Origin of the sequence: Sporosarcina cyprini (assembly GCF_022048975.1) — a bacterium.
GTDB classification, from domain to species: Bacteria; Bacillota; Bacilli; order Bacillales_A; family Planococcaceae; genus Sporosarcina; species Sporosarcina cyprini.
The window spans coordinates 1-24,915 of record NZ_JAKMHX010000014.1 but is presented as its reverse complement, the minus strand read 5'-3'; the positions used below and the strand labels follow the sequence as shown (position 1 = coordinate 24,915).

Sequence of the window (24,915 nt, the reverse complement as noted above, 5' to 3'; positions counted from 1 at the left end):
CTTTATGCAAATGGAAAGTGAAGATATTACTCAGACGTAAAGGCCCAGCCATCATCTGCTAGCAGATATGACTGGGCCTTTTTGTTATTGTGCGATTTCATAAGTTTCAACAATCTCAATGGATTCATGCACGGATTGGACCATGGAACAGTTTTTCCTTGTTAGTTCCAGAACCCGATCCATTTTCGAATCTTCAATGGAAGAACCTTTGATTGTGAAATGGAGATGGATTTTTTCAATCCGGTCGGCTTCATCTGGGTTGCGGACGATTTCCTTAGCCTCCACCGAAATATGTTCGGCGGGCATACGCATTTTGTCGAGAATTTTACGCATGACACCTCCGCTGCATACTGCGACAGAAGTGACGAGCAGTTGGAAAGGTCTGAATCCATATTCCTCATTCGAAGAGATGGCTAGTTTTCCATAGGATGTTTCGGTTTCAAAGCCGTTTTCAGTCATTTCAAATTTCATCGTTTTCATTCCTCCTTATGCTACCATTGTATAAGAAATTCAAATATTTAAGGAGCAGAATGCTTATGGATCGAACACATCAGGCAGAACGGCATCGTTTTTGGATTTTAGTCATCATCGTGTCGATCTCAGGTTTTTCACAAGGTATGTTATTACCGCTCATTTCAGCCATCTTTGAACGGGATGGAATATCCAGTACACTGAACGGGTTAAATGCAACGGGACTGTACATCGGAACACTCCTCGTTTCGCCTTTTATGGAAGCGCCGCTTCGGCGGTTTGGGTATAAACCCGTCATTATTTTTGGAGGAATCATCGTTTTTGGATCGCTCCTTTTGTTTCCACTTTGGAAGCATGTAGTTTTCTGGTTTATCTTGCGATTATTAATTGGCATCGGAGATCATGCTCTTCATTTCTCCACTCAAACATGGATAACGAGCACATCCCCGGGCCATCGTCTTGGCAGAAATATAGCGGTTTATGGTTTGTCTTTCAGTGTGGGATTTGGGGCTGGCCCGTTATTTGCCCCTCTCGTCCATGTATTCGAAGGACTGCCTTTCATCATATCCGGCCTGCTTTGCATGGCTGCCTGGTCCCTCGTCTTTACATTGAAAAATGATTTTCCAGATGTAATATCCAGTAACGAGGCAGGCGGACGCCATTTTGTAGGGCGGGCAAAAATGACGATCGCAGTCGCTGGCATCGCATTTTTAGGACCATTTGGTTATGGCTTTCTGGAATCCTCACTCAACGCCATGTACCCCGTGTATGCCTTGCGAAATGGCTTGGAATTGGGATCAGTTTCCCTAATTTTGGCCACTTTTTCACTGGGTGGCATTTTATCTCAACTGCCGCTCGGCATGTTGTCCGATAAAATCGGGAGACGGACAATTGTTCCGATCACCTATGCTGGAGGAGCAGTCGGCTTCTTGCTTGCAGGTTTAGCGGGCAACACAGTCTTATTTATTCTCATCGCCATTTTCATAACAGGGATTTGCCTAGGCTCTGTCTTCTCGCTCGGTATATCCTACATGTCGGATTTAACGCCGAAGGATCTCTTGCCGACTGGGAATTTACTATGCGGAATCTTTTTCAGTATCGGCAGCTTGACTGGCCCATTTATAGGCGGTCTGTTTTTAGAGCATTTCGCCAACGTGAGCTTTCTTTTGATTTTATCCATCTTCTTTGGATTGTTATTTATCGCTGCACTTGTTGGAGGAAGAGGGAGGAAGCGTGCGATTGGGTGAAAGTGGACACTTGGGAATAAAGTCAGAGTGCTTGTTAAACGCCTTATATGACGGTCATTTATGATTCCAGGCGAATTAATTTTTGGAGTCCATTTCAATTTAATTACTGGCATGGATCCCGTTTATCTTTAACTCTTGCGGTTAGTCAGTTGGCACTGGCATAAGGGAAATATTATTTGGCGTGAGCCGAGAGTAATTTGGCGCGTTGTTGAGCTAATTTGGCGTTCGTACCGGTTATCTGGCGCTCATCCCGATAATCTGGCGTTCGTTTTGGTTATTTGGCGTTCAGTTCTCTATTCTGGCGTTCGTTTTGGTTATCTGGCGTTCAATTCTATATTCTGGCGTTCGTTTTGGTTATCTGGCGTTCAGTTCTCTATTCTGGCGTTCGTTTTGATTATCTGGCGTTCAGTTCTCTATTCTGGCGTTCGTTTTGATTATCTGGCGTTCAATTCTATATTCTGGCGTTCGTTCTGATTATCTGGCGTTCAATTCTCTATTCTGGCGTTTAATCCTACATACTGGCGTTCGACCGGATTTACTGGCGTTCATCTGGATATATTGACGTCTAAATGATTTATTGGCTTTCATCCAGAGTTATTGGCGTTCAAAAAGACTTATTGGCGTTCATCCGGAGATATTGGCGTTCAAACTGATTTATTGGCGTTCATCCAGAGATATTGGCGTTCAAACTGACTTAATGGCGTTCATCCAGAGATATTGGCGTTCAAACTGACTTAATGGCGTTCATCCAGAGTTATTGGCGTTCAAAATGACTTATTGGCGTTCGTCCGGATATATTGACTTACTGTCATCCAAGCCACGGATCAAACGACGCTCCAACAAAAAAAGCACCCACAAAGTGGATGCTTAATGCAAAATGGAGTTAACATTTTCGTACTCGAGAACCAGGTCATCGAGTGTCCGGAATTCGTAGCCCAATTTTTTGGCTTCGCGAATAAAGTCGGGGAGTGCTTCCGCGTTATCTGGAGAGACGGTGTGCATAAGGATGACCGCTCCTGGATGCAATTGGTTCATGAGTTCATTGTACGCGTAGGCTTTTCCTTTCGGCTTGTTTGCATGCCAGTCGATAAAGGCGACGGACCAGAAGATGTGACGGTATCCGAGTTCATTTGCCTGTGCGAGGAGTGCTTCGCTGAAAACTCCTTCAGGCGGACGGAAGTAGTTGGTTCGCTGGACGCCGGCTGTCTGGTTCAGCAGTTCGTCAAACTTCTTCAGTTCTTCTTCCACCTTTTGTTGGGAGACGCTCGCCATATTCGGGTGGTTATATGAGTGATTTCCGATGATATGGCCTTCTTTCACCATTCGTTTAACGAGAGGCGCGGCGCTTTTTAAATAGTGGCCGGTGAGAAAGAATGTCGCCGGGGTTTCCTCTTTTTTGAGTGTATCGAGAATGCTCTCCGTATAGCCATTTTCATAGCCATTATCAAATGTCAGGTAGGCGATTTTCTCATCGGGTTTTCCTTTATAGATGGCGCCGTGACGTTCCAGAATGGATTCCAATGCGGCTCCTGCATCAGGCGGAACGCCGCCGGTCGCTTTTTTGAATCCCCAATGAAACTCTTCAGCTCTAGCAGCAAAAGGATTAAATAGTACACCAACGACGATGATGAAGGCGGCCATTAAAATCCCGGGTCCATGATGTTCCACGCGTAACACACTCCTTTTTCTTCCAAACTCCGAGGGCGTGATTCAAGACAAGCGCCCACAAGGATTTTGTTGTTAGGATGTGCGTTTCTTGAAAAAATATACTTTACGCCAGCAAGTCTTTTAGGGCGTCTTCAAGAACCGGAAATTTAAATTGGAAGCCGGCTTCTTGCAGTACTTCAGGCAGCACAAATTGCCCTTCCAGCACGAGGCTGCTTTTTTTGCCTAATGCTATTTTCATTAGCGGCGAAGGGGCTGGCATCCAATGCGGCCGGCCGATTGTGGAACCGATTGCTTTTCCGACTTCGCTCATCCGTTTCGGGAAAGGCGAGGTGACATTTACAGGCCCTTCCAAGCTATCGTGTGTTAATGCAAACAGGATGGCGCGTGCGACATCCTCCACATGCACCCAGGAGATCCATTGCTTGCCGCTGCCAATCTTGCCCCCAACGAACAATTTATAAGGCATGACCATTAATGGAAGTGCTCCATCTTCTTTGCCGAAAACGGTTCCGAACCGTGTAAAGACCGTGCGGATACCCATTTCAGAAGCGGCAGTAGCTTTGTCTTCCCATGCTGTTACGGTTGTACCCAGCAAATCATCTGCTTTTTCTGTTGAACGTTCTATATAGACAGCGGTTTCCGAGGTCGGATAAATGCCGATTGCACTCGCATTGACTAAAACAGAAGGTTTTTGTTCCATCGATGATATGATTCTCAACAATTCATCCGTCGCTTCCATGCGGCTGTTATAAATCGCTTCTCGATGGGATTGATTCCATCTTCCATCATTAATTGAGACGCCAGCCAAATTGATAAAGGCATCTGCTGTCCCTATTTCTTTTTCTGGACAAGCATCCTCATCGAGCCATCGCACATAAGTGACTCCATTCGAAGTATGGGATGATTTCCTCGTAAGCACGATGACTTCGTCTTGTTGCGCCTGCAGCAACTCTACAAGATGACGTCCGACAAATCCTGTTCCACCGGCAATAACCACTCTCATTCCGGCCATCTCCTCTCGACTTAAATCAGAAAGCTGACCTCCATGTCTCATCGTTGTATACTAGTAATAGCGGGGAGGTATGCCTATATGTCTGTTATTACGAAAATAACACAACAAAAACGTGATAGCGAACGATATAATATATTTCTCGATGAAGTATACGCATTCAGCGTCCATGAATCCGTGCTCGTCAAATTTGGTTTGACGAAAGGGATGCAGGTGGATGATTGGGCTAAAGGCGAAATCGAGTACGAAGACCAAATTGAAAAGGCATTTAATCGTGCGCTCCACTACTTATCGTTCCGGATGCGAAGCGAGTTTGAAGTGAAGAAGAAGCTCGCGGATCTAGAGTTTGGAGAGGCGGTTATCCTGGAGGCAATCGTCAAACTGAAGCGTCTCGGTTTCTTAAATGATGAAGTATTTTCGGAGGCTTTATTGCAAACACAAAAAAACACTTCGAATAAGGGACCGAAAGCCATTCAGCAAGATATGCAGAAAAAAGGGATCGCGAAGGAATTACAACAACAAGTGATCGAGCAATATTCCAATGAGGAACAGATTGCGCGAGCAAGAAAGTTGGCGGAAAAAGCCGTCAACGGAAATCGTTCCACCCCTCCAGCGCAATTAAAACAAAAAATCCAGAACGCCTTATTACGTAAAGGATTCTCCTATGAGGTGGTCAATCAAGTCATTGATAACCTGGAGATGGAAATAGAAGAGGACGAGTGGGATGCGATGACTGACTCCATCGGTGAGAAAGCATGGCGTCGCTATCAATCAAAACATTCGGGCTATCAATTGATCAACCGGGTGAAGCAGGCGATGTATCAAAAAGGCATACCGATGGACCGGATTAACCGGTTTATTGAAAAGAAGGAGACAGAGGATTATGGAGAGTCAGAAGAAATATAGTGAAATGACAGAACACGAGCTCCGCAGCGAATTTGCCCGCCTTATGGAAAAGGCGCGTAAAGCGGAGCAGCTCGGCATTGTAAACGAATATGCAGTTTATCAGCGAAAAGCTGTTATCGTACAATCCTACTTGGTCGATAGAGAATCGATTGTTGCAGGAGAAGTGTATCGGATCGATGGTGATGAAGGAGTTTTCTTCAAGGTGGATTATTTGAAGGGCCTATTTGCATGGGGATACCGGCTGAGCGGATCCCGCGCTGAAGAGGCATTGCCGATTTCCATGCTAAAACCTTTAAAATCCGGTAAATGACAGAAATAAGAGCTGCCTGGGTTAGGATAGGCAGCTCTTATGAATTCGGGATAAACTTTAATTTTTTTCGCAGCTTGTCTTCGGAGAAAATCCAGCCCGTGTAGGAGTTGACGACTTCCAAGTCTTTATTAAGATGGGCAACTGCCACAAATGGGTAATACCCTTTGCTCCGGTAGCGCAGATCGATGAGGCGGACTTCCACTATGTCGCCAACATACGAGATGGCCCATCGGTAAATGGGTGAAAATGATACAAAGGCTTTGATGTTCCGATCTTTCATGGCTGCCTCGATATAAGGGGAATCAGGCAATGGTTCCCGTTCAAAGCGGTCATAAATATTGACGGACCGTTTATAGGCACGTCCCACATAATGATATTTTTCATTCGAAGCGGCCACGCGCCATTGGAAAAACCGCATGGTCGGTGCAATGAAAATATCTGTCGCATCAGGCACTGTGTTACAAACGGCTTGCTTTACAGCCGCTTTGACCGCGAAGCGCAGTAAATAGTAGCCAAACAGCACGGCATAGAGTAATGCGAATGTGAATACTGGGTTACTGCCAAGTAGCCAGGCGAGGATTGCAATGATATGCAATCCAAAAATTATCGGATCGAACGTATTAATTACCCCGATAGCGACCCATCGATTGGAGAATGGGCGCAAGGCTTGTGTGCCGTATGAATTAAAAATGTCCACAAAGACATGGAGGAATACGGCTAAAAATGTCCAAGCCCAAACATGGATATAATCTGCGCCAGGCAACAGAAACGAAAGCAACACTGAAATAACGAGAGGCCAAAGCAGCACAGCAGGGACAGAATGGGTGATGCCCCGATGATTCCGGATATAGATGGCATTGTTCTTCAATTTTAGAACGGTGTCGATATCCGGTATGAGGGAACCGCCGGCTATTCCGACAAAAACAGCTGTCATGGTCACAGGATCTGAAGAAACGACAGGATCCGCAAGTGCGATTCCGCAAACTGCGGCACTCATGACAATATGTGTTCCTGTATCCAAGTGATCACTCCTTCCTTCAGTTCATCAGTGTCTTCTTAGTATTAGTATATACCCTTTTTTTATCGAACAAAAAGTATTTGCAAGGTGGCGGTTAAGTTGTTGCAGAAGAATGAACAAAAAAAATTATTTCAGGAGGCACTCGTTTCTTGGTATTACAGGGAAAAACGTGACCTTCCATGGCGAAAAACTACGGATCCGTACTTAATCTGGGTATCCGAAGTGATGCTGCAGCAAACACGTGTGGAGACTGTCATTCCTTATTATGAACGTTTTACGGCGAAGTTTCCGACAATGCAAGCTTTGGCGAATGCCAAAGAAGAAGAATTATTAAAAATGTGGGAAGGCCTTGGCTATTACTCGAGGGCCCGAAATCTTCAGCAAGGTGTCAAAGAAGTAGTGGAATCGTATGGCGGCAGTGTACCAACAACAAGAAAAGAAATTTCTTCTCTGCGTGGAGTCGGTCCATATACAGCGGGAGCCATCTTAAGTATTGCATTCGGTATTCCGGAACATGCTGTCGATGGAAATGTGATGCGCGTCTTATCAAGGATCCTTCTTATTGAAGAAGATATCGCTTTGCCGAGGACGAGAAAAACGTTCGAGCAGGCTGTTATGGATTTGATTTATAGAGAAGACCCTTCCGCTTTCAATCAAGCCCTAATGGAACTTGGAGCTACCATCTGCATACCACGGCCAAAATGCCTGCTCTGTCCAGTCCGGGAATATTGTGCTGCTTTTGAGGAAGGGCGGCAAGATGAATTGCCGGTTAAAACAAAGAAAACAAAAATGAAAATTGTCCCATTGGCTGTTTTCGCTATTTCGGACGGAAACGGCAAGTGGTTCATGCAACAGCGTCCTGAGAAAGGGCTTCTTGCGAATATGTGGGAGTTCCCGACAGTCGAACTACTGCAAGAAGAAAATACTGCCCTAGCGATAAAGGATCAGTATGGCCTTCAATTGGATGAGGTATCAGCAATTTTTGATTTTAACCATGTGTTTTCTCATTTAACTTGGGAAGTAAAAGGGTATGTCGCGGTGACATCGGATGCCGGATCGATCTCAGAAAAGGCAAGATGGTTCACGGCAGAGGAAATTGAAGCGTTGCCAAAACCGATACCTGTCATTAAATTATGGGATGTCGTAAGCCAAAACTAATAGAAAAAAATACCGTCGAATAAAAACGCCTCACGTGCACATCATATTGTTCACGGAGGTGAAAATCCATGACAAAAAATCCATTCAGCAAAAATGCCAAAACAGATGCGAATCATGTAAGGCAGCAAAACCAAAGTTCAGCGATGAACGCTCAGAATCAAGGACAGTTCTCTTCTATGGGAAGTGAATTTGGTTCTGAAACGGATGTGCAACATGTGAGAGAACAAAACCAAAGTTCAGCAATGAACAACTCCGGTCAATTCTCGAATATGACTGCTGAGTTTGGCTCCGAAACGGATGTGAACCATGTGAAAGAACAGAACAGTCGTTCAGCAATGAACAACCAAGGTCAGTTCAAGAACATGACTTCAGAATTCGGTTCCGAAACTGATGTAAATCACGTGAAGGAACAGAATCAACGTGCTGAGATGAACAAGCAAAAAGCTTCGGGCACTCAGGGGAACCAAACAAAATAATTGGATTGACATCACCGGCCGGCGGGAGCATTTATGCTTCCGTCGGTTTTTTCGGTTTGAATACGTTTTCATTCTTTTTCCACTTGGAATCGCTTTTGTTCAAATTTTAAGAGGCAATTGGTATAATAAAAAAATAGAAAAGGGCATCAAAATTTCCGGTGGCCGAAGGTGGTTATTAAATGGCGATTCCAAAAGAAGGAGAAACGATACAAGTACATAGCTACAAACACGATGGAAACATTCACCGAGTATGGCAGGAAACAATGGTGTTAAAGGGGACTCGCAATATTGTCATCGGAGCCAATGAACGGACACTCGTCACAGAAGCCGATGGACGGACATGGCTGACAAGGGAGCCTTCCATCTGTTATTTCCATGCAGAGCATTGGTTCAACATCATTTGCATGCTTCGTGAAGACGGCGTCTACTATTACGTCAATATGAGCTCGCCATTTGTATACGACAATAAGTCGCTGAAGTACATCGACTATGATCTCGATGTAAAAGTATTTCCGGATATGAGTTATGTCATACTGGATGAGGACGAATACGCGGACCATAAAAAGAAGATGAACTATCCGGATGTCATCGATCAAATTTTGCGCCGAAACCTGGATAAGCTTCTCGTATGGATAAAACAGCGTAAAGGCCCGTTTGCCCCGGACTTCATAGAAGTTTGGACATCGCGTTATGAATTTTACAAACAGGTGAAAAAACCATGACCGGAAAGCCTTCCTGCACGCAGCAGTGGGCTTTCCGTTGTTTTTGGAAGGGAGTGATTGCATGGGAGAAAGTATCAAGCGGTATATGAAATTTGTAAAACCATACAACTGGCAAATTTTCCTGACCATCGTCATTGGGATCGTTAAATTTGCTATTCCGTTGTTCATTCCATTGTTAATAAAGATTGTCCTCGATGACATTATCGGAGCGGACGATCTGACAAAGGGAGAACAGACACGCTACTTATTTTATTGGCTTGGGGGCACCGTGCTGCTGTTTTTCATCATCCGGCCGCCAGTCGAATATTACCGCCAATATTACGCACAGTATGTCAGCAACAAAATTCTTTACGACATCAGACAGAATTTATTTTCTCATCTACAGCGACTTGGTTTGCGGTTTTATTCGAACACAAGGGCAGGAGAAGTTATTTCCCGGGTCATAAATGATGTGGAGCAAACGAAAAACTTTGTCATGATCGGGCTGATGAATGTATGGCTTGACCTGGCAACCATCATCATAGCAGTCGTCATTATGTTGTTTATGGATGTACCGCTGACTATTGTTACATTACTTGCCTTCCCATTTTATGCATATAGTGTGAAGCATTTCTTTGGAAAGCTAAGGGAGCTGACTCGTAAAAGGTCACAAGCTCTCGCAGATGTACAAAGTTATTTGCATGAACGGGTAGCCGGTATGAGTGTTATTAAGAGTTTTGCCTTGGAAGAGAAGGAGCAGGAAAACTTCGACGGAACAAATGGCAACTTCCTTGCAAAGGCGATTGACCATACGAAATGGAATGCCAAAGCATTCGCAGTTGTCAATACGATTACCGATGTGGCGCCTTTGCTTGTAATCGGCTATGCAGGGTATCAAGTAATCAATGGACCATTATCCATCGGAACAATGGTCGCTTTCATTGCGTATATCGACCGGCTGTACAACCCGCTGCGCCGTCTTGTAAATGCTTCAACGACGTTGACACAGTCCTTTGCTTCCATGGATCGTGTGTTTGACCTAATGGAAGAGCCGTATGACATTACGGATAAACCTGGGGCTAAACCTTTGCCGGTCATTGAGGGCCGCATTGATTTTGACAACGTCAGCTTTTCTTACGAAGAAGAAGGGCTGGAAGTGTTGAAAGAGATTAACTTCACTGTTCAGCCAGGCGAAACGATTGCGCTTGTCGGCATGAGCGGAGGAGGGAAATCGACGATTGTCAGTTTGATACCACGGTTTTATGATGTGTCATCGGGAGCGATCCGAATTGACGGCCATGACGTCCGGGATATCCAGCTGAAATCGTTGCGAAACCAAATCGGCATCGTGCTTCAGGATAATATCCTCTTCAGCGATTCGGTACGGAGCAACATTATGATGGGGAATCCGGATGCGACCGAAGAAGAAGTAATTGCTGCGGCAAAAGCGGCAAATGCCCATGACTTCATCGAGTCCTTGCCGGAAGGGTACGATACAAAAGTCGGTGAACGGGGCGTCAAGCTGTCAGGCGGCCAGAAACAGCGGATTGCCATCGCCCGGGTTTTCCTGAAAAATCCTCCGTTGCTTATTTTGGATGAAGCGACTTCTGCTTTGGATTTGGAAAGTGAAGCGCTCATCCAAGAGTCATTGGAGCGTTTAGCCCACGATCGGACTACATTCATTGTTGCTCACCGATTATCGACGGTCACGCATGCGGACAAAATAATTGTCATCGATCATGGTGAATTAAAAGAAGCGGGTAGGCACGAAGAATTAATGGAGCAGAAAGGTATTTATTATAACTTGTTCCAAGTCCAAAATTTATAAACTATCAAACACTACTGATAAAGAGAATTATCAGTGGTGTTTTTATTTTCGGAATTTCATATTGCCTTTTAACCTACAAAAAGTATAATAAGAGTAATTCAATGTTTCAGAATTTCTAAAAAGTAGAAAAAGGTGATCTGATGGTAGAAAAGAAAACAATCCTGGAAGTGAAGGATTTACAGACTACCTTTTTCACCGATTCGGGTGAAGTACCGGCAGTCGACCATATTGATTTTCAATTGAAGGAAGGGGAAGTATTAGGCATTGTAGGGGAGTCGGGATGTGGGAAAAGTGTCACGTCCTTGTCCATCATGGGGCTTGTGCCAAATCCACCGGGAAAGGTGGTAGGCGGTGAAATCCTGTATGATGGCGCCAATCTCATCGAGAAGAAAGAAGCTGAGATGAGGCAAATTCGGGGCAATGACATAGCGATGATCTTTCAAGAGCCGATGACATCGCTCAATCCTTTATTCACCATTGGCAATCAAATGACCGAAGCGATCCGGATTCATGAGCGAAAGCTTTCTAAAAAGGAAATTGAGCAAAAAGCGGTCGATATGCTGAAAATGGTCGGATTGCCAAGGGCGTCTGAGCTCATGAAAGACTATCCACATCAGCTGTCAGGCGGGATGCGGCAGCGCGTCATGATTGCCATGGCATTAGTTTGCAATCCGAAAATACTCATCGCAGATGAACCGACTACGGCACTCGATGTGACGATTCAGGCGCAAATCCTGAAATTAATGAAAGATTTGAATGAACGTTTACATACAGCCATCCTGCTGATTACGCATGATCTCGGTGTAGTGGCAGATTTGTGCGAGAGGGTCATTGTTATGTATGCGGGCCAAATCATTGAAGAGGCTCCAACCGAGACATTATTCGATCACCCACAGCATCCCTACACGAAGGGACTGATCCAGTCTGTTCCCGACTTGCGTGAAAAAAGGGACCGTCTTTATTCCATTCCTGGAAATGTTCCGCGGCCGGGGACGATTAAACAGGGTTGCCGGTTTGCAGCCCGATGTGAATTTGCGTTTGACCGTTGCAAAGTGGAAAATCCGGAATTGTACACGACCTCGGACGCCCATCGAACGAGATGCTTCTTATATGACGGGGAAGGGGTGAAGTCACATGGAAGAGAAGCCGTTGCTGAAAGTTGAAGGATTAAAAAAATACTTTCCAGTAAAGAAAGGCCCGCTAGGCCGGATCTCCGGACATGTGAAAGCGGTCGATGATGTCTCCTTCCATGTGAATGAAGGGGAAACATTAGGCATTGTCGGGGAGAGCGGATGCGGAAAATCGACGACGGGAAAATTGCTGATGCGGTTGTTATCTCCGACAGCTGGAACGGTCGAATTTGATGGGAAAGATATTACCACTTTGACGAATGATGAAATGCGCAAAGTGAGACGGGACATTCAGATGGTATTCCAAGATCCGTACGCTTCGTTGAATCCGCGGCATAGTATAGCAAGGATACTCGAGGAACCGCTGATCGTCCATGGGATCGCTTCCAAGAAGGAACGGAGAGAGAAAGTAAAGCAATTTCTCGAAGTTGTTGGGTTAAGCAGTTATCATGCTAAACGCTTTCCGCATCAATTCAGCGGCGGCCAGCGGCAACGGATCGGGATTGCCCGAGCGTTGATGACAAACCCGAAATTGATCATAGCGGATGAGCCGGTCTCTGCACTGGACGTTTCCATTCAGGCACAAGTTTTAAACCTTATGCAGGATTTACAGAAAGAATTCAAGCTTACGTATATATTCATCGCCCATGACTTGAGTGTCGTCCGGCATATTAGTGACCGGGTCGGCGTCATGTATTTAGGGAAACTCGTAGAGATCGCGGATAGTGAGCAACTGTATGAGGAGCCACTTCATCCGTATACGCAGGCCTTATTATCAGCTGTGCCGATTCCCGATCCTCATTTCAAAAATGAGCAGATCATCATCCAAGGGGATATTCCGAATCCGGCTGATCCGCCGTCGGGCTGTCCGTTCCATACGAGATGCCCGCATAAAATGGAGATTTGCACAAAAGTTACACCTGTATTGGATGAGAAAAAATCAGGTCATTCTGTCGCCTGTCATTTGTATAACGAACAGGCCGGCAATGATATAAAACAATTGGAGGGGTCTGTATGAAGAAAAAGAGAATCCTGTCCTTATCATTAGTCATGCTGCTTGGGTTGTCTATGATACTTGCAGCTTGTGGCAGCAGTGAAGGCGGGAATAGTTCATCGGGGAAAGGGAGTTCCATCCTCGTCTTTGGTCGTGGAGGCGATTCAACATCTTTGGATCCTTCAAGAGTGACTGAAGGGGAGACATTTAAAGTAACAGTGAACTTATTCGAAACGTTATTGAATTTCGGGGAAGAGGATACAACGATTCAACCAGGATTAGCAGAGAAATGGGATACGTCTGATGACGGGCTGACATACACTTTCCATTTAAGAGAAGGGGTCAAATTCCATGACGGCACCGATTTCAATGCGGATGCTGTCGTCAAAAACTTTGACCGCTGGGCGAATGGCGATGCGGATAAATTTCCGTATTACAGCTCCATGTTTGGCGGATTCAAAGGGGACGAAGAGCATGTGATTGATTCTGTTACGGCAGAGGATGAAAAAACTGTCGTCATCAAGTTGAAAAGACCGCAAGCGCCATTCTTGAAAAATATCGCGATGAGCATGTTTGCGATTGCCAGCCCGACTGCATTTGAACAAGGGGATGACCAGTTCGAACGGAATCCGGTCGGAACAGGTCCATTCAAATTTGTAGAATGGAAGGCAAATGATACGATTACAATCGAGAAATTCGATGACTATTGGCAAAAAGGGCTGCCAAAGCTTGATAAGGTTGTGTTCAAATCAATTCCTGATAACTCTGCACGATTGAATGCCCTGATTAAAGGTGAAATCGATTTGGCGGATGGCATCAATCCTGCTGATGGCGAGAAAATTGAGAGCAATGATGACCTGCAATTAATTGAGCGTCCATCCATGAACGTAGGTTACTTGGGATTGACGGTAACACGTCCTCCATTTGATAAAAAGGAAGTGCGTCAGGCACTGAACTATGCAATTGATAAAGAGACGATCATCAATTCGTTCTTCGAAGGGCGTGCAAATGTAGCGAAGAATCCGATGCCGCCTTCCATTTCAGGCTATAACGACGATATCGAAGCGTATGAGTATAATCCTGAAAAAGCAAAAGAACTTCTTGCGGAAGCGGGTCTTGCGGACGGCTTTGAAATGGAACTATGGGCAATGCCTGTACCACGTCCATACATGCCAGACGGCAAAAAAGTAGCGGAAGTTATCCAAAGCAACTTGGCTGATATTGGCGTAAAAGCGAAAATCGTTTCCTATGAATGGGCGACCTATTTGGATAAAGCGAGCAAAGGGGAAGCGGATGCGTTCATGTTAGGCTGGACGGGAGACAACGGAGATGCTGACAACTTCCTGTATGTCTTGCTTGATGAAGACAATATCGGAAGCAATAACTACACATATTTCAAAAACGATGAAATGCACGATCTTTTCATTAAAGCACAAACAGAAGTAGATGAAGAAAAGCGGAATGAATATTACCGCCAAGCACAAGAAATTATTCATGACGAAGCTCCATGGGTTCCAATCGCCCACTCCACTCCGCTATTAGCTGCGAAGAAGGGGCTGACAGGATTCAAGCCACATCCTACTGGTTCTGATATGTTGATGAATGTGGAAGTGAAATAAGCAAAAAGTTCGTAATAGGCTGGATGAAAAAGGGAGAGGCTGTCAGCTTCCTCCCTTTTCCTTCTTACAAGGAGTCCGCCTAATTGGTAAAGAGGTGAATAGGAATGGTCGGCTATGTAGGAAGACGTTTATTACAGTTGATACCCGTGTTGCTCGGCATGGCTTTCATCGTATTTATGATGATCCGGGCGATTCCTGGGAACCCGGCCCAAGTTATTTTAGGCCAACAGGCGACACCTGAAGCTGTAGCCGCGATGAATGAAAAGCTTGGCCTGGACAAACCATGGTATTCGCAGTTCTTTAATTATCTTGGTGGTATTTTAAAAGGCGATTTAGGCCAATCAATGCGCACCCGGCTTCCCGTGGCAGACGAAATTTGGCCACATCTGGCGGCAACGTTGGAACTTGCAATCTTTGCAATTATCATTGCCGTGGTAATTGGTATGAATGCAGGTATCATTTCAGCCTGGTTCCAAAATTCATGGTTTGATTACACAGCAATGATTTTGGCACTTGTCGGTGTTTCCATGCCGATCTTTTGGCTCGGCCTGTTAGGGCAATGGGGGATTGCCATTGAACTCGGCTGGCTGCCGACTTCTGGGCGCGAGGAAGTGAGAGATCCGGTAAATGCCATTACGCATCTGTATGTCATTGATACGATTATCCAAGGACGCTTCGATCAATTAGGGCAGGTGTTGCGGCATTTAGTACTGCCTGGAATTGCCCTTGCAACGATTCCCATGGCAATCATTGCCCGGATGACCCGTTCGAGTATGCTCGAAGTTATGCGTTCGGATTACATCCGCACAGCTCGGGCAAAAGGTCAGAAGATGTTTTGGGTCGTTTATAAGCATGCGTTGAAGAATGCAATTATTCCAGTCCTGACAGTAATCGGCCTCCAAATGGGTATGCTGCTCGGCGGTGCGATTTTGACGGAGACGATTTTTGCATGGCCAGGCATCGGCCGCTATATATACGAGGCTATTAATTTCCGTGATTACCCGGTTATCCAGTCTGGCATTTTAGTCGTTGCCTTCATATTCGTCATGATTAATCTGGTTGTCGATTTATTATATGGATTGATTGATGCGAGGATCAAATATGACTAATCGAAGGGGGCGATACATATGTCTGAATTGACGCCAAAAGTTGATGGAATTGCGGAAGCGAAAATAGATAAGACGACCGGGCCATGGCTGGATGCTTGGCGTAACTTCCGGAAAAGTAAAATTGCGGTTGTCGGCATGGCAATCGTCCTGTTCTTTATTCTGGTGGCAATTTTAGCTCCATGGCTTGCGCCGGAAGGGATCAATGACCAGAGTCATGCAGACCGTCTGCAGCCGCCTTCTTCCGCTCATTGGCTCGGTACCGACGATTTCGGAAGGGATATCCTATCGAGAATCATCTACGGGGCAAGGATCTCCTTATCTGTTGGATTTTTATCCGTTGTCCTTTCAGTCATTGTCGGGAGTATGCTCGGCATCGTGGCAGGCTATTACGGCCGATGGGTGGATACTATCATTTCAAGGGTTTTCGATATTATGCTTGCATTTCCTTCTATATTATTGGCCATTGCGATTGTAGCCGTCTTAGGACCGAGCCTGCAAAATGCATTGATTGCCATCGCGATCATCAATGTGCCGAACTTTGGCCGACTGATTCGTTCCAAAGTGCTCAGTATTAAAGAAGAAGAGTATATTTCCGCCGCTAAAGCGATCGGGATGAAGGATGCCCGGATCTTATTCTCTCATATTTTGCCGAATTCGATGGCTCCGGTCATTGTGCAAGGAACACTTGCAGTCGCAACTGCTATTTTGGAAGCAGCTGCACTCGGATTCCTTGGGCTGGGAGCGGAACCGCCGATGCCAGAATGGGGCAAAATGCTGGCAGATTCGAAGGATTACTTGCAGTCCGCACCGTGGACGATGATCTTCCCGGGCTTATCTATCATGTTGACCGTATTGGGCTTTAACCTGATGGGGGATGGATTACGAGATGCGCTGGACCCGAAAATGAAAAGCTAATGAAAAAGCCTAGGAATCCATTTTGGATCCCTAGGCTTTCTCAATATATTTCTTCTTTTAGCTCTTTACTAATATCGTGGCCATGTCTTTTTTGATTGGAAACGACCAGTCGATCCAAGTATTCCAGTTGTTCTTCGTAATTCAGTATGGACGAAAGAATATGGAGCAGATGATAAGCCGAAAACTCTTCTTCCTCTTTCGTGACAGCGATCTGCTTCACAAATATCTCCATTACCTCATGACGCTGCAGAAACTCGCCATTCAGATTTTCACTCATTTTATCCGATTTCAACTTGCCGACAAACTTCAGATGAATTTGTTCATGATACGTAAGCAAGGCATCCAGCCTTTCCTGGATCATCATGCGGAAGTGCTCGGGCAAGGCGATCAGTTCATTCTCGAATTGATGTAGCCTGTTCAGCACATCATAACTGCTTTCCGATGTAGCAATCATCTGTCTGTATATGACCAGTTTCCGCGTTTTCGCCATAGTGCCCTTCTTGAAGTAGTTCCTTTCCTCTTTAAACAGCAGATAGAGCTGGTCAATTTGGGAAAGTCGCTCTTTCAATTTGTCTAAGGACTTTTTCGTGGCAATATGTTCGGAAGCTTGCCGACCTGCTAGGCGGATCCACCGGATAATTTCGTCTTGCGTCTGATGAATCGCTTGGAACAGCTTTGTTTCATACTTCGGCGGCATGAAAACCAAATTGACGAGAAACGCGGCCAAGACGCCAATGATAATCGTCAAGAGACGAAGCAGGGCGAATGACAGGAAGGCATCCCCTTTAATTTCCATGATTGCGATCATGGTTACAAGCGCCAAAGAAATGGATTTCTCCAAACCGAATTTCAGCATAAGAAGAATGATAATGACTGCTGCAAGGCCGATAACAATCGTCTGGTGTCCAAATATGAGAGCAAACAGAACTGCAACTGAAGCCCCGATCAAATTCCCTTGAATCTGTTCCACAATGGTTAAATAGGAACGGTATATGGATGGCTGGATTGCAAAAATGGCTGCAATTCCTGCAAAAACGGGGTTAGGCAAATGCAAGACTTCAGCAACGAATAAAGCGAACACAATTGCAATACCCGTTTTAAATATGCGGGCACCTAGTTTCATGTTATTTTCCTTTCTATTATCCATTTTCAAAATGAAAGAATCATCTTCTATATAAGGTAATACGCGGTACTCAGAATTACAACTAAACAAACTGAATTATTGTACTGCCAGAAATGATTTTAATCAGTCTATCATAGTGGAAAGCTCTTTAAAGGACTCGTCGACTGCCTGTAAGGTTTCCTCTACATCTTTTTCTGTATGGGCGATTGTCAGGAACCATGCTTCGTATTTGGATGGCGCCAAATTGATCCCCCGCTCCAGCATCAGTTTAAAGAACTTGCCGAACGTCACACCGTCAGTCGCTTCAGCCTGTTCATAATTTTCGATAGTTTGGTCTGTGAAGTAAAGGGTCAGCGCACCGCCAAGTCGATTAATTGTCATTTGAATGCCGTGTTTTTGGGCCAGCGATAAAATGCCTTCCTCTAGCTTTGCACCCAATCGATCAAGCTGCTCGTACACGCCGGGTTGTTGAAGGACTTCCAAACAAGCGATTCCAGCTAGCATGGAAGCTGGATTTCCTGCCATCGTCCCAGCTTGATAGGCAGGGCCTAATGGAGCGACTTCATCCATAATTTCTTTCTTGCCGCCATATGCGCCAATCGGCAATCCACCGCCAATGATTTTACCGAAAGCAGTTAAATCTGGCGTAAAGCCAAGCATCGTTTGCGCGGCTCCATAATGGAAACGGAATGCCGTGATGACTTCATCATAAACGACAAGAGCCCCTTTTTCTTTTGCAATTTCATGTACAGTTTGCAAGAACCCTTCCTTCGGTTCTACTATTCCGAAGTTGCCGACAATCGGTTCAACGAGGATACAAGCGACTTCTTCTCCCCATTTGTCCATCGCTTCACGGTATGCTTCCGGTTGATTGAATGGAATGGTAATCACTTCTTGCGCGATGGAAGCAGGCACACCGGCAGAGTCAGGTGTTCCAAGAGTTGCTGGACCGGAACCGGCAGCTACGAGCACAAGATCGGAGTGACCATGATAGCAGCCGGCAAACTTCATGATTTTCGTTCTGCCTGTATACGCCCGTGCCACTCGGATCGTCGTCATAACGGCTTCAGTCCCTGAATTGACAAAGCGTACTTTATCCATTCCTGGAATTGCGTCTTTTAGCATTTTAGCGAATTTCACTTCATGAGGGGTAGGTGTTCCATATAAGACCCCTGTTTTGGCTGCTTGTGTGATTGCTTCAGTAATATGAGGATGAGCATGGCCAGTAATGATCGGGCCATAAGCACCTAAGTAGTCGATGTATTTATTTCCGTCCACATCCCAGAAGTATGCACCTTCCGCTCGTTCCATAACAGTCGGGGCACCTCCGCCGACCGCTTTATATCCACGGGAAGGGCTGTTCACTCCTCCGACTATATGCTCGCACGCTTCGCGATAGATTTCTTCTGATTTGGTTCTGTTCATATTCATTTAGCCTCCGTTCAAATAACTGCTATTCCATTTTAAACAAAAATACTGCTTCACGCCAAAGAAATTGAAACTGAACGTTGTGTCCGGTACGATGGAGGAAAGAAAAGGAGTGATGATAATGGAGAAGTTGGAAGGAATGCCTGCACCAGAATTTCAATTGCCCGATGAAAAAGGGGAGCTCGTGTCATTACAGGACTTCGCTGGAGAAAAGTACGTCGTTCTTTATTTTTATCCAAAAGACGCGACGCCAGGCTGCACGACGCAAGCTTGCGATTTCCGGGATGCCCATGCGGATTTTGGCAAGTTGAATGCCGTCATTTTAGGAGTCAGCCCGGACAGCGGGGCATCTCATGAAAAGTTCATTGAAAAACAAGGATTGCCGTTTTCATTGCTCGTCGATGCAGATCATGCTGTCGCGGAGACATATGGCGTTTGGAAACTGAAAAAGAACTTCGGTAAAGAATATATGGGGATTGAACGTTCTACGTTCTTGATTGATCCAACAGGCACGGTAGTGAAGGAATGGCGAAAAGTATCTGTAAAAGGACATATTCAAGAAGTCTTAACTTCACTGGAGCAGTTAATCAACGCGTAAAACTAGGGGGAATCTGGTTGAAGGCCGCATTTACATTCAAAATAAAAGACACGCAATATGAAGAACTGACAAAGCAATTTCCCAATGTAACATTTAGCGTCTCTCCTTCAATTAAGGAAGCAGAAGTGGAAGATGCAAATATTATTGTGACTTATGGGGAAGATATCGATGAGGCCATATTGGACAAGGCAAGCGCCTTAGAATGGATCATGGTGGCTTCTGCGGGAGTAGAAAAAATGCCGTTGTCTGCAATTGCAGAGCGGAACATTGTGGTGAGCAACGTCAAAGGAATCCATAAGACGCCAATGGCAGAATCGGTGCTGGCGCATATTTTAGCGCTATGCCGTTCTCTGCCCGCCATTTATGAAAACCAAAAACGAAAGGAATGGAATAAGAAAGTCCATTCTGTTGAGTTATATGGTTCTACTGCGATGATTATCGGACCGGGTGCCATTGGGGCAGAAATTGGGCGTCTGCTGAAAGCGTTCGGAGTTAAGACGATCGGCTGCAACCGTTCCGGGAAACCTGTCGATTCGATGGATGATATTGTTGAATTCAGCAGGTTAGAAGAAGCGCTGCCGCAAGCTGACTTTGTCATATCTGTTTTGCCAAGTACGCCTGAAACGAAAGGTTTATTGACGGCGCGGCATTTTGATGCGATGAAATCCACTGCTGTTTTTATGAATTTCGGACGCGGGGATCTTGTTAAGGAAAAAGATATCGTGGAAGCCTTACAGTCCGGAAAAATCGGACATGCTGTGCTCGATGTTTTTGAAGAGGAACCGTTGCCGCTGGATAGCGTATTGTGGGAGTTGTCTAATGTAACCATCTCTCCTCATATTTCAAGCCATTCAAGAAATTACGTTCCAAGAGCCCTTGAAATTTTCAAGGAGAATTTAGTGAATTGGCAATCAGGAGACAGGCAGCTAATTAATTTATTGGATCCTGAACGAGGTTATTGATAATAGAAGGACCTGACATGATACTTCGCTCAGCAGATTTGTTGACAGCAGGCACCTCTTTTCAGTAAACTGATTATAATAATTATAAAGAGATAATCTTTTTGGATTGGGGTGTTAGCGATGTCTGAAGTCGCATTGAAAGACGCGCTGGTCACATTAAAAGAAAGTGGAGTACGTATTACACCACAACGGCATGCGATATTAGAATTCCTAATCTCTTCGGAGTCACATCCAACAGCTGATGAAATATATAAAGCATTAGAACACGACTTTCCTAATATGAGTGTTGCGACGGTTTATAACAATCTCCGTGTTTTCCGTAATGCAGGGCTTGTAAAAGAACTTACTTATGGTGATTCATCCAGCCGATTCGATTTCGTGACACATGATCATTATCATATTATTTGTGATCAATGCGGCACGATTGTCGATTTTCACCACCCGGGACTGGAAGAAGTGGAACACCTGGCATCACACGTAACGGGATTTAAAGTCAATTCACATCGCTTGGAAGTATACGGAACATGCCCGAAATGTGCGAACAACGCAGCTGCGAATTAATGTTGGGCGGGCTACTGAAACCGCTCAACTTGCAACAAAATAAAAAAATCCGGACCGCCAAACTAGGCGATCCGGATTTTTTTATTCTGTTTCCTTTTTACGTGAGGGACGATTATATGATTCGTCAAATTCCTTGCCTTCCAAAGCTGGGTCTAGTGTCAGCGGCTCCCTGCAATGGCCGCACATATCAACACGACCTAACATTTTGGTCTGTTTGCCGCAATTCGGACAAACAATTTGAACGGCTCGAGTCGAGAGGGTGCCGATCCAAGCGTACACAATCGTACTCGCTAGAATGGCCAGCATACCAATCACCATGAAAATCAACATAATGAGCTGATTGTTTTTGAAGAAGATACCAAAATACATGATGACAAAGCCGATGAAAACGAGAGAAAGTGCGAACGAACGGATCCTGTTTATTTTATTTTTGTACGGTTTCAATGAATAATCCTCCTAAAGGGCGATGCTATTGCCGGGTAGTGAAATTCAAATAATACCATAATGCTTCTAAACTAATATATCATAAATTCTATGTAATTCACGTAATGCGTTTTTATCGAAGAGCTATTATAATTGTCTCCATGGCTGAAATAGGTGAAGAAGGATTATGATGAATTGATGTCGAAAGTGAATAAACAGGGAGGGGTTAGGATGGAGCAGATTTTAAGACCGATCTATCAAGAACGGGCCAGTTCGCCAGAAACCTTGGGAGTCATCCTGTTGGAAAAACGTACAGATGGTGACCCGGTAACAGACACATTTGATGAGATATTACTTATTATCACTTCGAACAATGAGATACCGATATATACGAAACATTACACAGATGGCAATGGAAAAGCGGCCATGCATGTAATAAGTGAAAAGCAACTTCGAAAATGGTTGTTACTAGGCACGAAAAGAAAAGTAGTCGATTGGCTTTTTTACGGCAAGATCTATTTTGATCGAAACGAATTTGTGGAGAAGCTCAAGGAAGAGTTAAAAGAATATCCTTTCCATGGAAGAAGAGTGAAGATGGGGATTGAACTGTCCAAGTTGGTCAGATCCTACATGGAAGGAAAATCGTTTTTTGAGCGGAAGGATTATATGGACTCCTATCATCATGCGGTACAATCTCTCCATCATTTAGCGAGATTGGCGATTATAGAGTCTGGCTTATCACCGGAAGTGACAGTGTGGTCGCAAGTGAAGAAATTAGATCCTGCCATTTATAAATTGTATGAAGAACTTATTCTAAGCGAGGAACCAATTGAGAAGCGACTGGAATTAATGTTCCTAGCCAGCGAGTTTTTCATTCATAATAGAACAATGGATGGAGCAAGGCATATCCTCGATATCATGTCTGCTAAAAGAAGCTGGACGATCCAAGAGCTTCATGAACATGAGGAACTGAGGATGTACTCCATTAACCTAGAAGTATTAATTGAGTTTTTGGTTGAGAAAGGATTAATTGAGATCGTTAAATCCGATTCCAAAAATGAATTCGTATTCCACCGGGATTACAGCGCAACCCTTTCCCAGTAAAGAGATCGGAACCAGTATGAAGTCGCCGCTTGCCGAATCAAGTGGCGATGGAAAACGGTTTTGAAAAGTTTTTTTGGATTTCGTGTTGACACTTCTAGTTACCGCATGCTAATATAATATTCGTCGCTTGGGACAGCAACTTAGCAAGCCTGAAACAAGCGAAAAAACAAAATAAAAAAAGTGCTTGACTGAAAGAGGAAGCAATGGTAGATTAGAGAAGTCGCTTTTGAAGAAAAGCACAATGAACCTTGAAAACTGAACAGCAAAACGTCAACAATAAAGTCGAAACCCGACCTCGTCGGGAACACGACAAACACGAATCTTCGGATTCAAAATTGACATCTTAAATGATGCCAGCAGAAATCGAGCTACTCGAATTTCTTCGGAGTTTCTTCTATTAAAGAAGTACTTGCTGGTGACCGAGATGTAGTGCAGTGCTAGGAGACGAACGAGCGAAGGAGGGAGCGTACTACGGTACGTGACCGACTGAGCGAGTGAAGTCGACAACGCAATGCGCTGCAGATCGGTCGCCAGATTTATGGAGAGTTTGATCCTGGCTCAGGACGAACGCTGGCGGCGTGCCTAATACATGCAAGTCGAGCGGACAGATGGGAGCTTGCTCCCTGAAGTTAGCGGCGGACGGGTGAGTAACACGTGGGCAACCTGCCCTGCAGATGGGGATAACTCCGGGAAACCGGGGCTAATACCGAATAATCAGTTCCTCCGCATGGAGGAACTCTGAAAGACGGTTTCGGCTGTCACTGCAGGATGGGCCCGCGGCGCATTAGCTAGTTGGTGGGGTAACGGCCTACCAAGGCGACGATGCGTAGCCGACCTGAGAGGGTGATCGGCCACACTGGGACTGAGACACGGCCCAGACTCCTACGGGAGGCAGCAGTAGGGAATCTTCCACAATGGACGAAAGTCTGATGGAGCAACGCCGCGTGAGCGAAGAAGGTTTTCGGATCGTAAAGCTCTGTTGCGAGGGAAGAACACGTACGAGAGTAACTGCTCGTACCTTGACGGTACCTCGTCAGAAAGCCACGGCTAACTACGTGCCAGCAGCCGCGGTAATACGTAGGTGGCAAGCGTTGTCCGGAATTATTGGGCGTAAAGCGCGCGCAGGCGGTCCTTTAAGTCTGATGTGAAAGCCCACGGCTCAACCGTGGAGGGTCATTGGAAACTGGAGGACTTGAGTGCAGAAGAGGAAAGCGGAATTCCACGTGTAGCGGTGAAATGCGTAGAGATGTGGAGGAACACCAGTGGCGAAGGCGGCTTTCTGGTCTGTAACTGACGCTGAGGCGCGAAAGCGTGGGGAGCAAACAGGATTAGATACCCTGGTAGTCCACGCCGTAAACGATGAGTGCTAAGTGTTAGGGGGTTTCCGCCCCTTAGTGCTGCAGCTAACGCATTAAGCACTCCGCCTGGGGAGTACGGCCGCAAGGCTGAAACTCAAAGGAATTGACGGGGACCCGCACAAGCGGTGGAGCATGTGGTTTAATTCGAAGCAACGCGAAGAACCTTACCAGGTCTTGACATCCCGCTGACCGGCATGGAGACATGTCTTTCCCTTCGGGGACAGCGGTGACAGGTGGTGCATGGTTGTCGTCAGCTCGTGTCGTGAGATGTTGGGTTAAGTCCCGCAACGAGCGCAACCCTTGATCTTAGTTGCCAGCATTCAGTTGGGCACTCTAAGGTGACTGCCGGTGACAAACCGGAGGAAGGTGGGGATGACGTCAAATCATCATGCCCCTTATGACCTGGGCTACACACGTGCTACAATGGACGGTACAAAGGGCTGCGAACCCGCGAGGGGGAGCCAATCCCATAAAACCGTTCCCAGTTCGGATTGCAGGCTGCAACTCGCCTGCATGAAGCCGGAATCGCTAGTAATCGTGGATCAGCATGCCACGGTGAATACGTTCCCGGGTCTTGTACACACCGCCCGTCACACCACGAGAGTTTGTAACACCCGAAGTCGGTGGGGTAACCCTTACGGGAGCCAGCCGCCGAAGGTGGGACAGATGATTGGGGTGAAGTCGTAACAAGGTAGCCGTATCGGAAGGTGCGGCTGGATCACCTCCTTTCTAAGGATAATTACGGAATATGAACCTCCGGTTCATACGTTGACGTTTTGCGTTCAGTTTTGAAGGTTCA

The 24,915-nt window shown here is 45.6% G+C and carries 24 protein-coding genes and 1 rRNA gene; 18 read left to right on the top strand and 7 right to left on the bottom strand.

Annotation, left to right across the window (positions count from 1 at the left end; genetic code table 11):
• Window positions 1-84 precede the first annotated feature (84 nt).
• Window positions 85-471: an OsmC family protein gene (locus L7D49_RS03295; RefSeq protein ID WP_238079395.1), complete on the bottom strand. Its 387-nt coding sequence runs from the start codon at window positions 469-471 to the stop codon at window positions 85-87.
• Window positions 472-536: 65 nt separating this feature from the next.
• On the opposite strand from L7D49_RS03295, the gene L7D49_RS03290 reads away from it, so the two are divergent.
• The gene (locus L7D49_RS03290) at window positions 537-1,718 is read left to right on the top strand and encodes an MFS transporter (protein WP_336246367.1); all 1,182 of its coding nucleotides are present in this window, start codon (window positions 537-539) and stop codon (window positions 1,716-1,718) included.
• Window positions 1,719-1,853: 135 nt separating this feature from the next.
• Window positions 1,854-2,192 (top strand): hypothetical protein, encoded by a 339-nt coding sequence (locus L7D49_RS03285; protein ID WP_238079393.1) that lies wholly within the window; start codon window positions 1,854-1,856, stop codon window positions 2,190-2,192.
• A gap of 393 nt (window positions 2,193-2,585) precedes the next feature.
• Here the strand turns inward: L7D49_RS03285 and pdaA are convergent, their stop codons facing one another.
• Both pdaA and L7D49_RS03275 read right to left on the bottom strand, forming a co-directional pair.
• Entirely contained in the window at window positions 2,586-3,359 is a 774-nt protein-coding gene (gene pdaA, locus L7D49_RS03280; RefSeq protein ID WP_238079432.1) for a delta-lactam-biosynthetic de-N-acetylase, read from the bottom strand.
• A 130-nt stretch (window positions 3,360-3,489) separates the two neighbouring features.
• Window positions 3,490-4,389, bottom strand: a complete 900-nt coding sequence (locus L7D49_RS03275; protein ID WP_238079392.1) for a TIGR01777 family oxidoreductase — start codon at window positions 4,387-4,389, stop codon at window positions 3,490-3,492.
• 87 nt (window positions 4,390-4,476) lie between these two features.
• On the opposite strand from L7D49_RS03275, the gene recX reads away from it, so the two are divergent.
• Both recX and L7D49_RS03265 read left to right on the top strand, forming a co-directional pair.
• Window positions 4,477-5,301: a recombination regulator RecX gene (recX, locus tag L7D49_RS03270; RefSeq protein ID WP_238079391.1), complete on the top strand. Its 825-nt coding sequence runs from the start codon at window positions 4,477-4,479 to the stop codon at window positions 5,299-5,301.
• The gene (locus tag L7D49_RS03265) at window positions 5,279-5,611 is read left to right on the top strand and encodes a YfhH family protein (protein WP_238079390.1); all 333 of its coding nucleotides are present in this window, start codon (window positions 5,279-5,281) and stop codon (window positions 5,609-5,611) included. Before recX ends, L7D49_RS03265 begins: the two co-directional genes overlap by 23 nt.
• A 37-nt stretch (window positions 5,612-5,648) precedes the next feature.
• Here L7D49_RS03265 and L7D49_RS03260 read toward each other — a convergent pair whose 3' ends face one another.
• A complete protein-coding gene (locus L7D49_RS03260) occupies window positions 5,649-6,632 on the bottom strand; it encodes a metal-dependent hydrolase (protein ID WP_238079389.1) in 984 nt (327 codons plus the stop codon).
• Window positions 6,633-6,731: 99 nt separating this feature from the next.
• Here L7D49_RS03260 and mutY point away from each other — a divergent pair, with 99 nt between their 5' ends.
• From mutY to nikC, 9 genes are all read left to right on the top strand, one after another.
• Window positions 6,732-7,787, top strand: a complete 1,056-nt coding sequence (gene mutY, locus L7D49_RS03255) for an A/G-specific adenine glycosylase (protein WP_238079431.1) — start codon at window positions 6,732-6,734, stop codon at window positions 7,785-7,787.
• Window positions 7,788-7,855: 68 nt separating this feature from the next.
• Window positions 7,856-8,263 carry a gamma-type small acid-soluble spore protein gene (locus L7D49_RS03250; protein ID WP_269135842.1) on the top strand — a complete coding sequence of 136 codons (408 nt, stop codon included), beginning with the start codon at window positions 7,856-7,858 and terminating at the stop codon, window positions 8,261-8,263.
• A gap of 179 nt (window positions 8,264-8,442) precedes the next feature.
• Window positions 8,443-8,985 carry a nucleoside tri-diphosphate phosphatase gene (gene ntdP, locus L7D49_RS03245; RefSeq protein WP_238079388.1) on the top strand — a complete coding sequence of 181 codons (543 nt, stop codon included), beginning with the start codon at window positions 8,443-8,445 and terminating at the stop codon, window positions 8,983-8,985.
• Window positions 8,986-9,046: 61 nt separating this feature from the next.
• A complete protein-coding gene (locus tag L7D49_RS03240) occupies window positions 9,047-10,792 on the top strand; it encodes an ABC transporter ATP-binding protein (RefSeq protein WP_238079387.1) in 1,746 nt (581 codons plus the stop codon).
• A gap of 140 nt (window positions 10,793-10,932) precedes the next feature.
• Window positions 10,933-11,955: an ABC transporter ATP-binding protein gene (locus tag L7D49_RS03235; RefSeq protein WP_238079386.1), complete on the top strand. Its 1,023-nt coding sequence runs from the start codon at window positions 10,933-10,935 to the stop codon at window positions 11,953-11,955.
• On the top strand, window positions 11,927-12,940 hold the full coding sequence (locus L7D49_RS03230) for an ABC transporter ATP-binding protein (protein ID WP_238079385.1): 1,014 nt from the start codon (window positions 11,927-11,929) through the stop codon (window positions 12,938-12,940). Before L7D49_RS03235 ends, L7D49_RS03230 begins: the two co-directional genes overlap by 29 nt.
• Complete coding sequence (locus tag L7D49_RS03225) at window positions 12,937-14,535, top strand: ABC transporter substrate-binding protein (protein ID WP_238079384.1); 1,599 nt, start codon at window positions 12,937-12,939, stop codon at window positions 14,533-14,535. The genes L7D49_RS03230 and L7D49_RS03225 overlap by 4 nt, the downstream gene beginning before the upstream one ends.
• A 104-nt stretch (window positions 14,536-14,639) precedes the next feature.
• Window positions 14,640-15,644: an ABC transporter permease gene (locus L7D49_RS03220; RefSeq protein ID WP_238079383.1), complete on the top strand. Its 1,005-nt coding sequence runs from the start codon at window positions 14,640-14,642 to the stop codon at window positions 15,642-15,644.
• 18 nt (window positions 15,645-15,662) lie between these two features.
• Window positions 15,663-16,559, top strand: coding sequence for a nickel transporter permease (gene nikC / locus L7D49_RS03215; RefSeq protein WP_238079382.1), 897 nt, complete (start codon window positions 15,663-15,665; stop codon window positions 16,557-16,559).
• A gap of 40 nt (window positions 16,560-16,599) precedes the next feature.
• On the opposite strand, the gene L7D49_RS03210 is transcribed toward nikC, so the two are convergent.
• Both L7D49_RS03210 and L7D49_RS03205 read right to left on the bottom strand, forming a co-directional pair.
• Complete coding sequence (locus L7D49_RS03210) at window positions 16,600-17,682, bottom strand: FUSC family protein (RefSeq protein WP_238079381.1); 1,083 nt, start codon at window positions 17,680-17,682, stop codon at window positions 16,600-16,602.
• Between the two features lie 123 nt (window positions 17,683-17,805).
• Entirely contained in the window at window positions 17,806-19,107 is a 1,302-nt protein-coding gene (locus L7D49_RS03205; RefSeq protein WP_272493161.1) for a glutamate-1-semialdehyde 2,1-aminomutase, read from the bottom strand.
• Between the two features lie 124 nt (window positions 19,108-19,231).
• Here L7D49_RS03205 and bcp point away from each other — a divergent pair, with 124 nt between their 5' ends.
• From bcp to perR, 3 genes are all read left to right on the top strand, one after another.
• A complete protein-coding gene (gene bcp, locus L7D49_RS03200; protein WP_238079379.1) occupies window positions 19,232-19,708 on the top strand; it encodes a thioredoxin-dependent thiol peroxidase in 477 nt (158 codons plus the stop codon).
• 17 nt (window positions 19,709-19,725) lie between these two features.
• Window positions 19,726-20,670, top strand: a complete 945-nt coding sequence (locus tag L7D49_RS03195) for a D-2-hydroxyacid dehydrogenase (protein WP_238079378.1) — start codon at window positions 19,726-19,728, stop codon at window positions 20,668-20,670.
• 120 nt (window positions 20,671-20,790) lie between these two features.
• Window positions 20,791-21,231 carry a peroxide-responsive transcriptional repressor PerR gene (gene perR / locus L7D49_RS03190; RefSeq protein WP_238079377.1) on the top strand — a complete coding sequence of 147 codons (441 nt, stop codon included), beginning with the start codon at window positions 20,791-20,793 and terminating at the stop codon, window positions 21,229-21,231.
• Window positions 21,232-21,312: 81 nt separating this feature from the next.
• Here the strand turns inward: perR and L7D49_RS03185 are convergent, their stop codons facing one another.
• Complete coding sequence (locus L7D49_RS03185; RefSeq protein WP_238079376.1) at window positions 21,313-21,675, bottom strand: YgzB family protein; 363 nt, start codon at window positions 21,673-21,675, stop codon at window positions 21,313-21,315.
• A gap of 210 nt (window positions 21,676-21,885) precedes the next feature.
• Here L7D49_RS03185 and L7D49_RS03180 point away from each other — a divergent pair, with 210 nt between their 5' ends.
• Both L7D49_RS03180 and L7D49_RS03175 read left to right on the top strand, forming a co-directional pair.
• Window positions 21,886-22,758 carry a nucleotidyltransferase-like protein gene (locus L7D49_RS03180; RefSeq protein WP_238079375.1) on the top strand — a complete coding sequence of 291 codons (873 nt, stop codon included), beginning with the start codon at window positions 21,886-21,888 and terminating at the stop codon, window positions 22,756-22,758.
• Between the two features lie 535 nt (window positions 22,759-23,293).
• Window positions 23,294-24,845, top strand: a 16S ribosomal RNA gene (locus L7D49_RS03175).
• The last annotated feature ends 70 nt before the right edge of the window (window positions 24,846-24,915 follow it).

What these genes read in the sequence shown, in the direction of transcription:
- L7D49_RS03250 (WP_269135842.1), top strand. Translation starts at nt 7,856, where the DNA reads ATGACAAAAAATCCATTCAGCAAAAATGCCAAAACAGATGCGAATCAT.
- L7D49_RS03210 (WP_238079381.1), bottom strand. Translation starts at nt 17,682, where the DNA reads ATGAAACTAGGTGCCCGCATATTTAAAACGGGTATTGCAATTGTGTTC.
- nikC (WP_238079382.1), top strand. Translation starts at nt 15,663, where the DNA reads ATGTCTGAATTGACGCCAAAAGTTGATGGAATTGCGGAAGCGAAAATA.
- L7D49_RS03275 (WP_238079392.1), bottom strand. Translation starts at nt 4,389, where the DNA reads ATGAGAGTGGTTATTGCCGGTGGAACAGGATTTGTCGGACGTCATCTT.
- L7D49_RS03220 (WP_238079383.1), top strand. Translation starts at nt 14,640, where the DNA reads ATGGTCGGCTATGTAGGAAGACGTTTATTACAGTTGATACCCGTGTTG.
- L7D49_RS03180 (WP_238079375.1), top strand. Translation starts at nt 21,886, where the DNA reads ATGGAGCAGATTTTAAGACCGATCTATCAAGAACGGGCCAGTTCGCCA.
- L7D49_RS03230 (WP_238079385.1), top strand. Translation starts at nt 11,927, where the DNA reads ATGGAAGAGAAGCCGTTGCTGAAAGTTGAAGGATTAAAAAAATACTTT.
- L7D49_RS03240 (WP_238079387.1), top strand. Translation starts at nt 9,047, where the DNA reads ATGGGAGAAAGTATCAAGCGGTATATGAAATTTGTAAAACCATACAAC.
- L7D49_RS03290 (WP_336246367.1), top strand. Translation starts at nt 537, where the DNA reads ATGGATCGAACACATCAGGCAGAACGGCATCGTTTTTGGATTTTAGTC.
- L7D49_RS03205 (WP_272493161.1), bottom strand. Translation starts at nt 19,107, where the DNA reads ATGAACAGAACCAAATCAGAAGAAATCTATCGCGAAGCGTGCGAGCAT.
- L7D49_RS03265 (WP_238079390.1), top strand. Translation starts at nt 5,279, where the DNA reads ATGGAGAGTCAGAAGAAATATAGTGAAATGACAGAACACGAGCTCCGC.
- perR (WP_238079377.1), top strand. Translation starts at nt 20,791, where the DNA reads ATGTCTGAAGTCGCATTGAAAGACGCGCTGGTCACATTAAAAGAAAGT.
- recX (WP_238079391.1), top strand. Translation starts at nt 4,477, where the DNA reads ATGTCTGTTATTACGAAAATAACACAACAAAAACGTGATAGCGAACGA.
- bcp (WP_238079379.1), top strand. Translation starts at nt 19,232, where the DNA reads ATGGAGAAGTTGGAAGGAATGCCTGCACCAGAATTTCAATTGCCCGAT.
- pdaA (WP_238079432.1), bottom strand. Translation starts at nt 3,359, where the DNA reads ATGGCCGCCTTCATCATCGTCGTTGGTGTACTATTTAATCCTTTTGCT.
- L7D49_RS03295 (WP_238079395.1), bottom strand. Translation starts at nt 471, where the DNA reads ATGAAATTTGAAATGACTGAAAACGGCTTTGAAACCGAAACATCCTAT.
- L7D49_RS03225 (WP_238079384.1), top strand. Translation starts at nt 12,937, where the DNA reads ATGAAGAAAAAGAGAATCCTGTCCTTATCATTAGTCATGCTGCTTGGG.
- L7D49_RS03235 (WP_238079386.1), top strand. Translation starts at nt 10,933, where the DNA reads ATGGTAGAAAAGAAAACAATCCTGGAAGTGAAGGATTTACAGACTACC.
- ntdP (WP_238079388.1), top strand. Translation starts at nt 8,443, where the DNA reads ATGGCGATTCCAAAAGAAGGAGAAACGATACAAGTACATAGCTACAAA.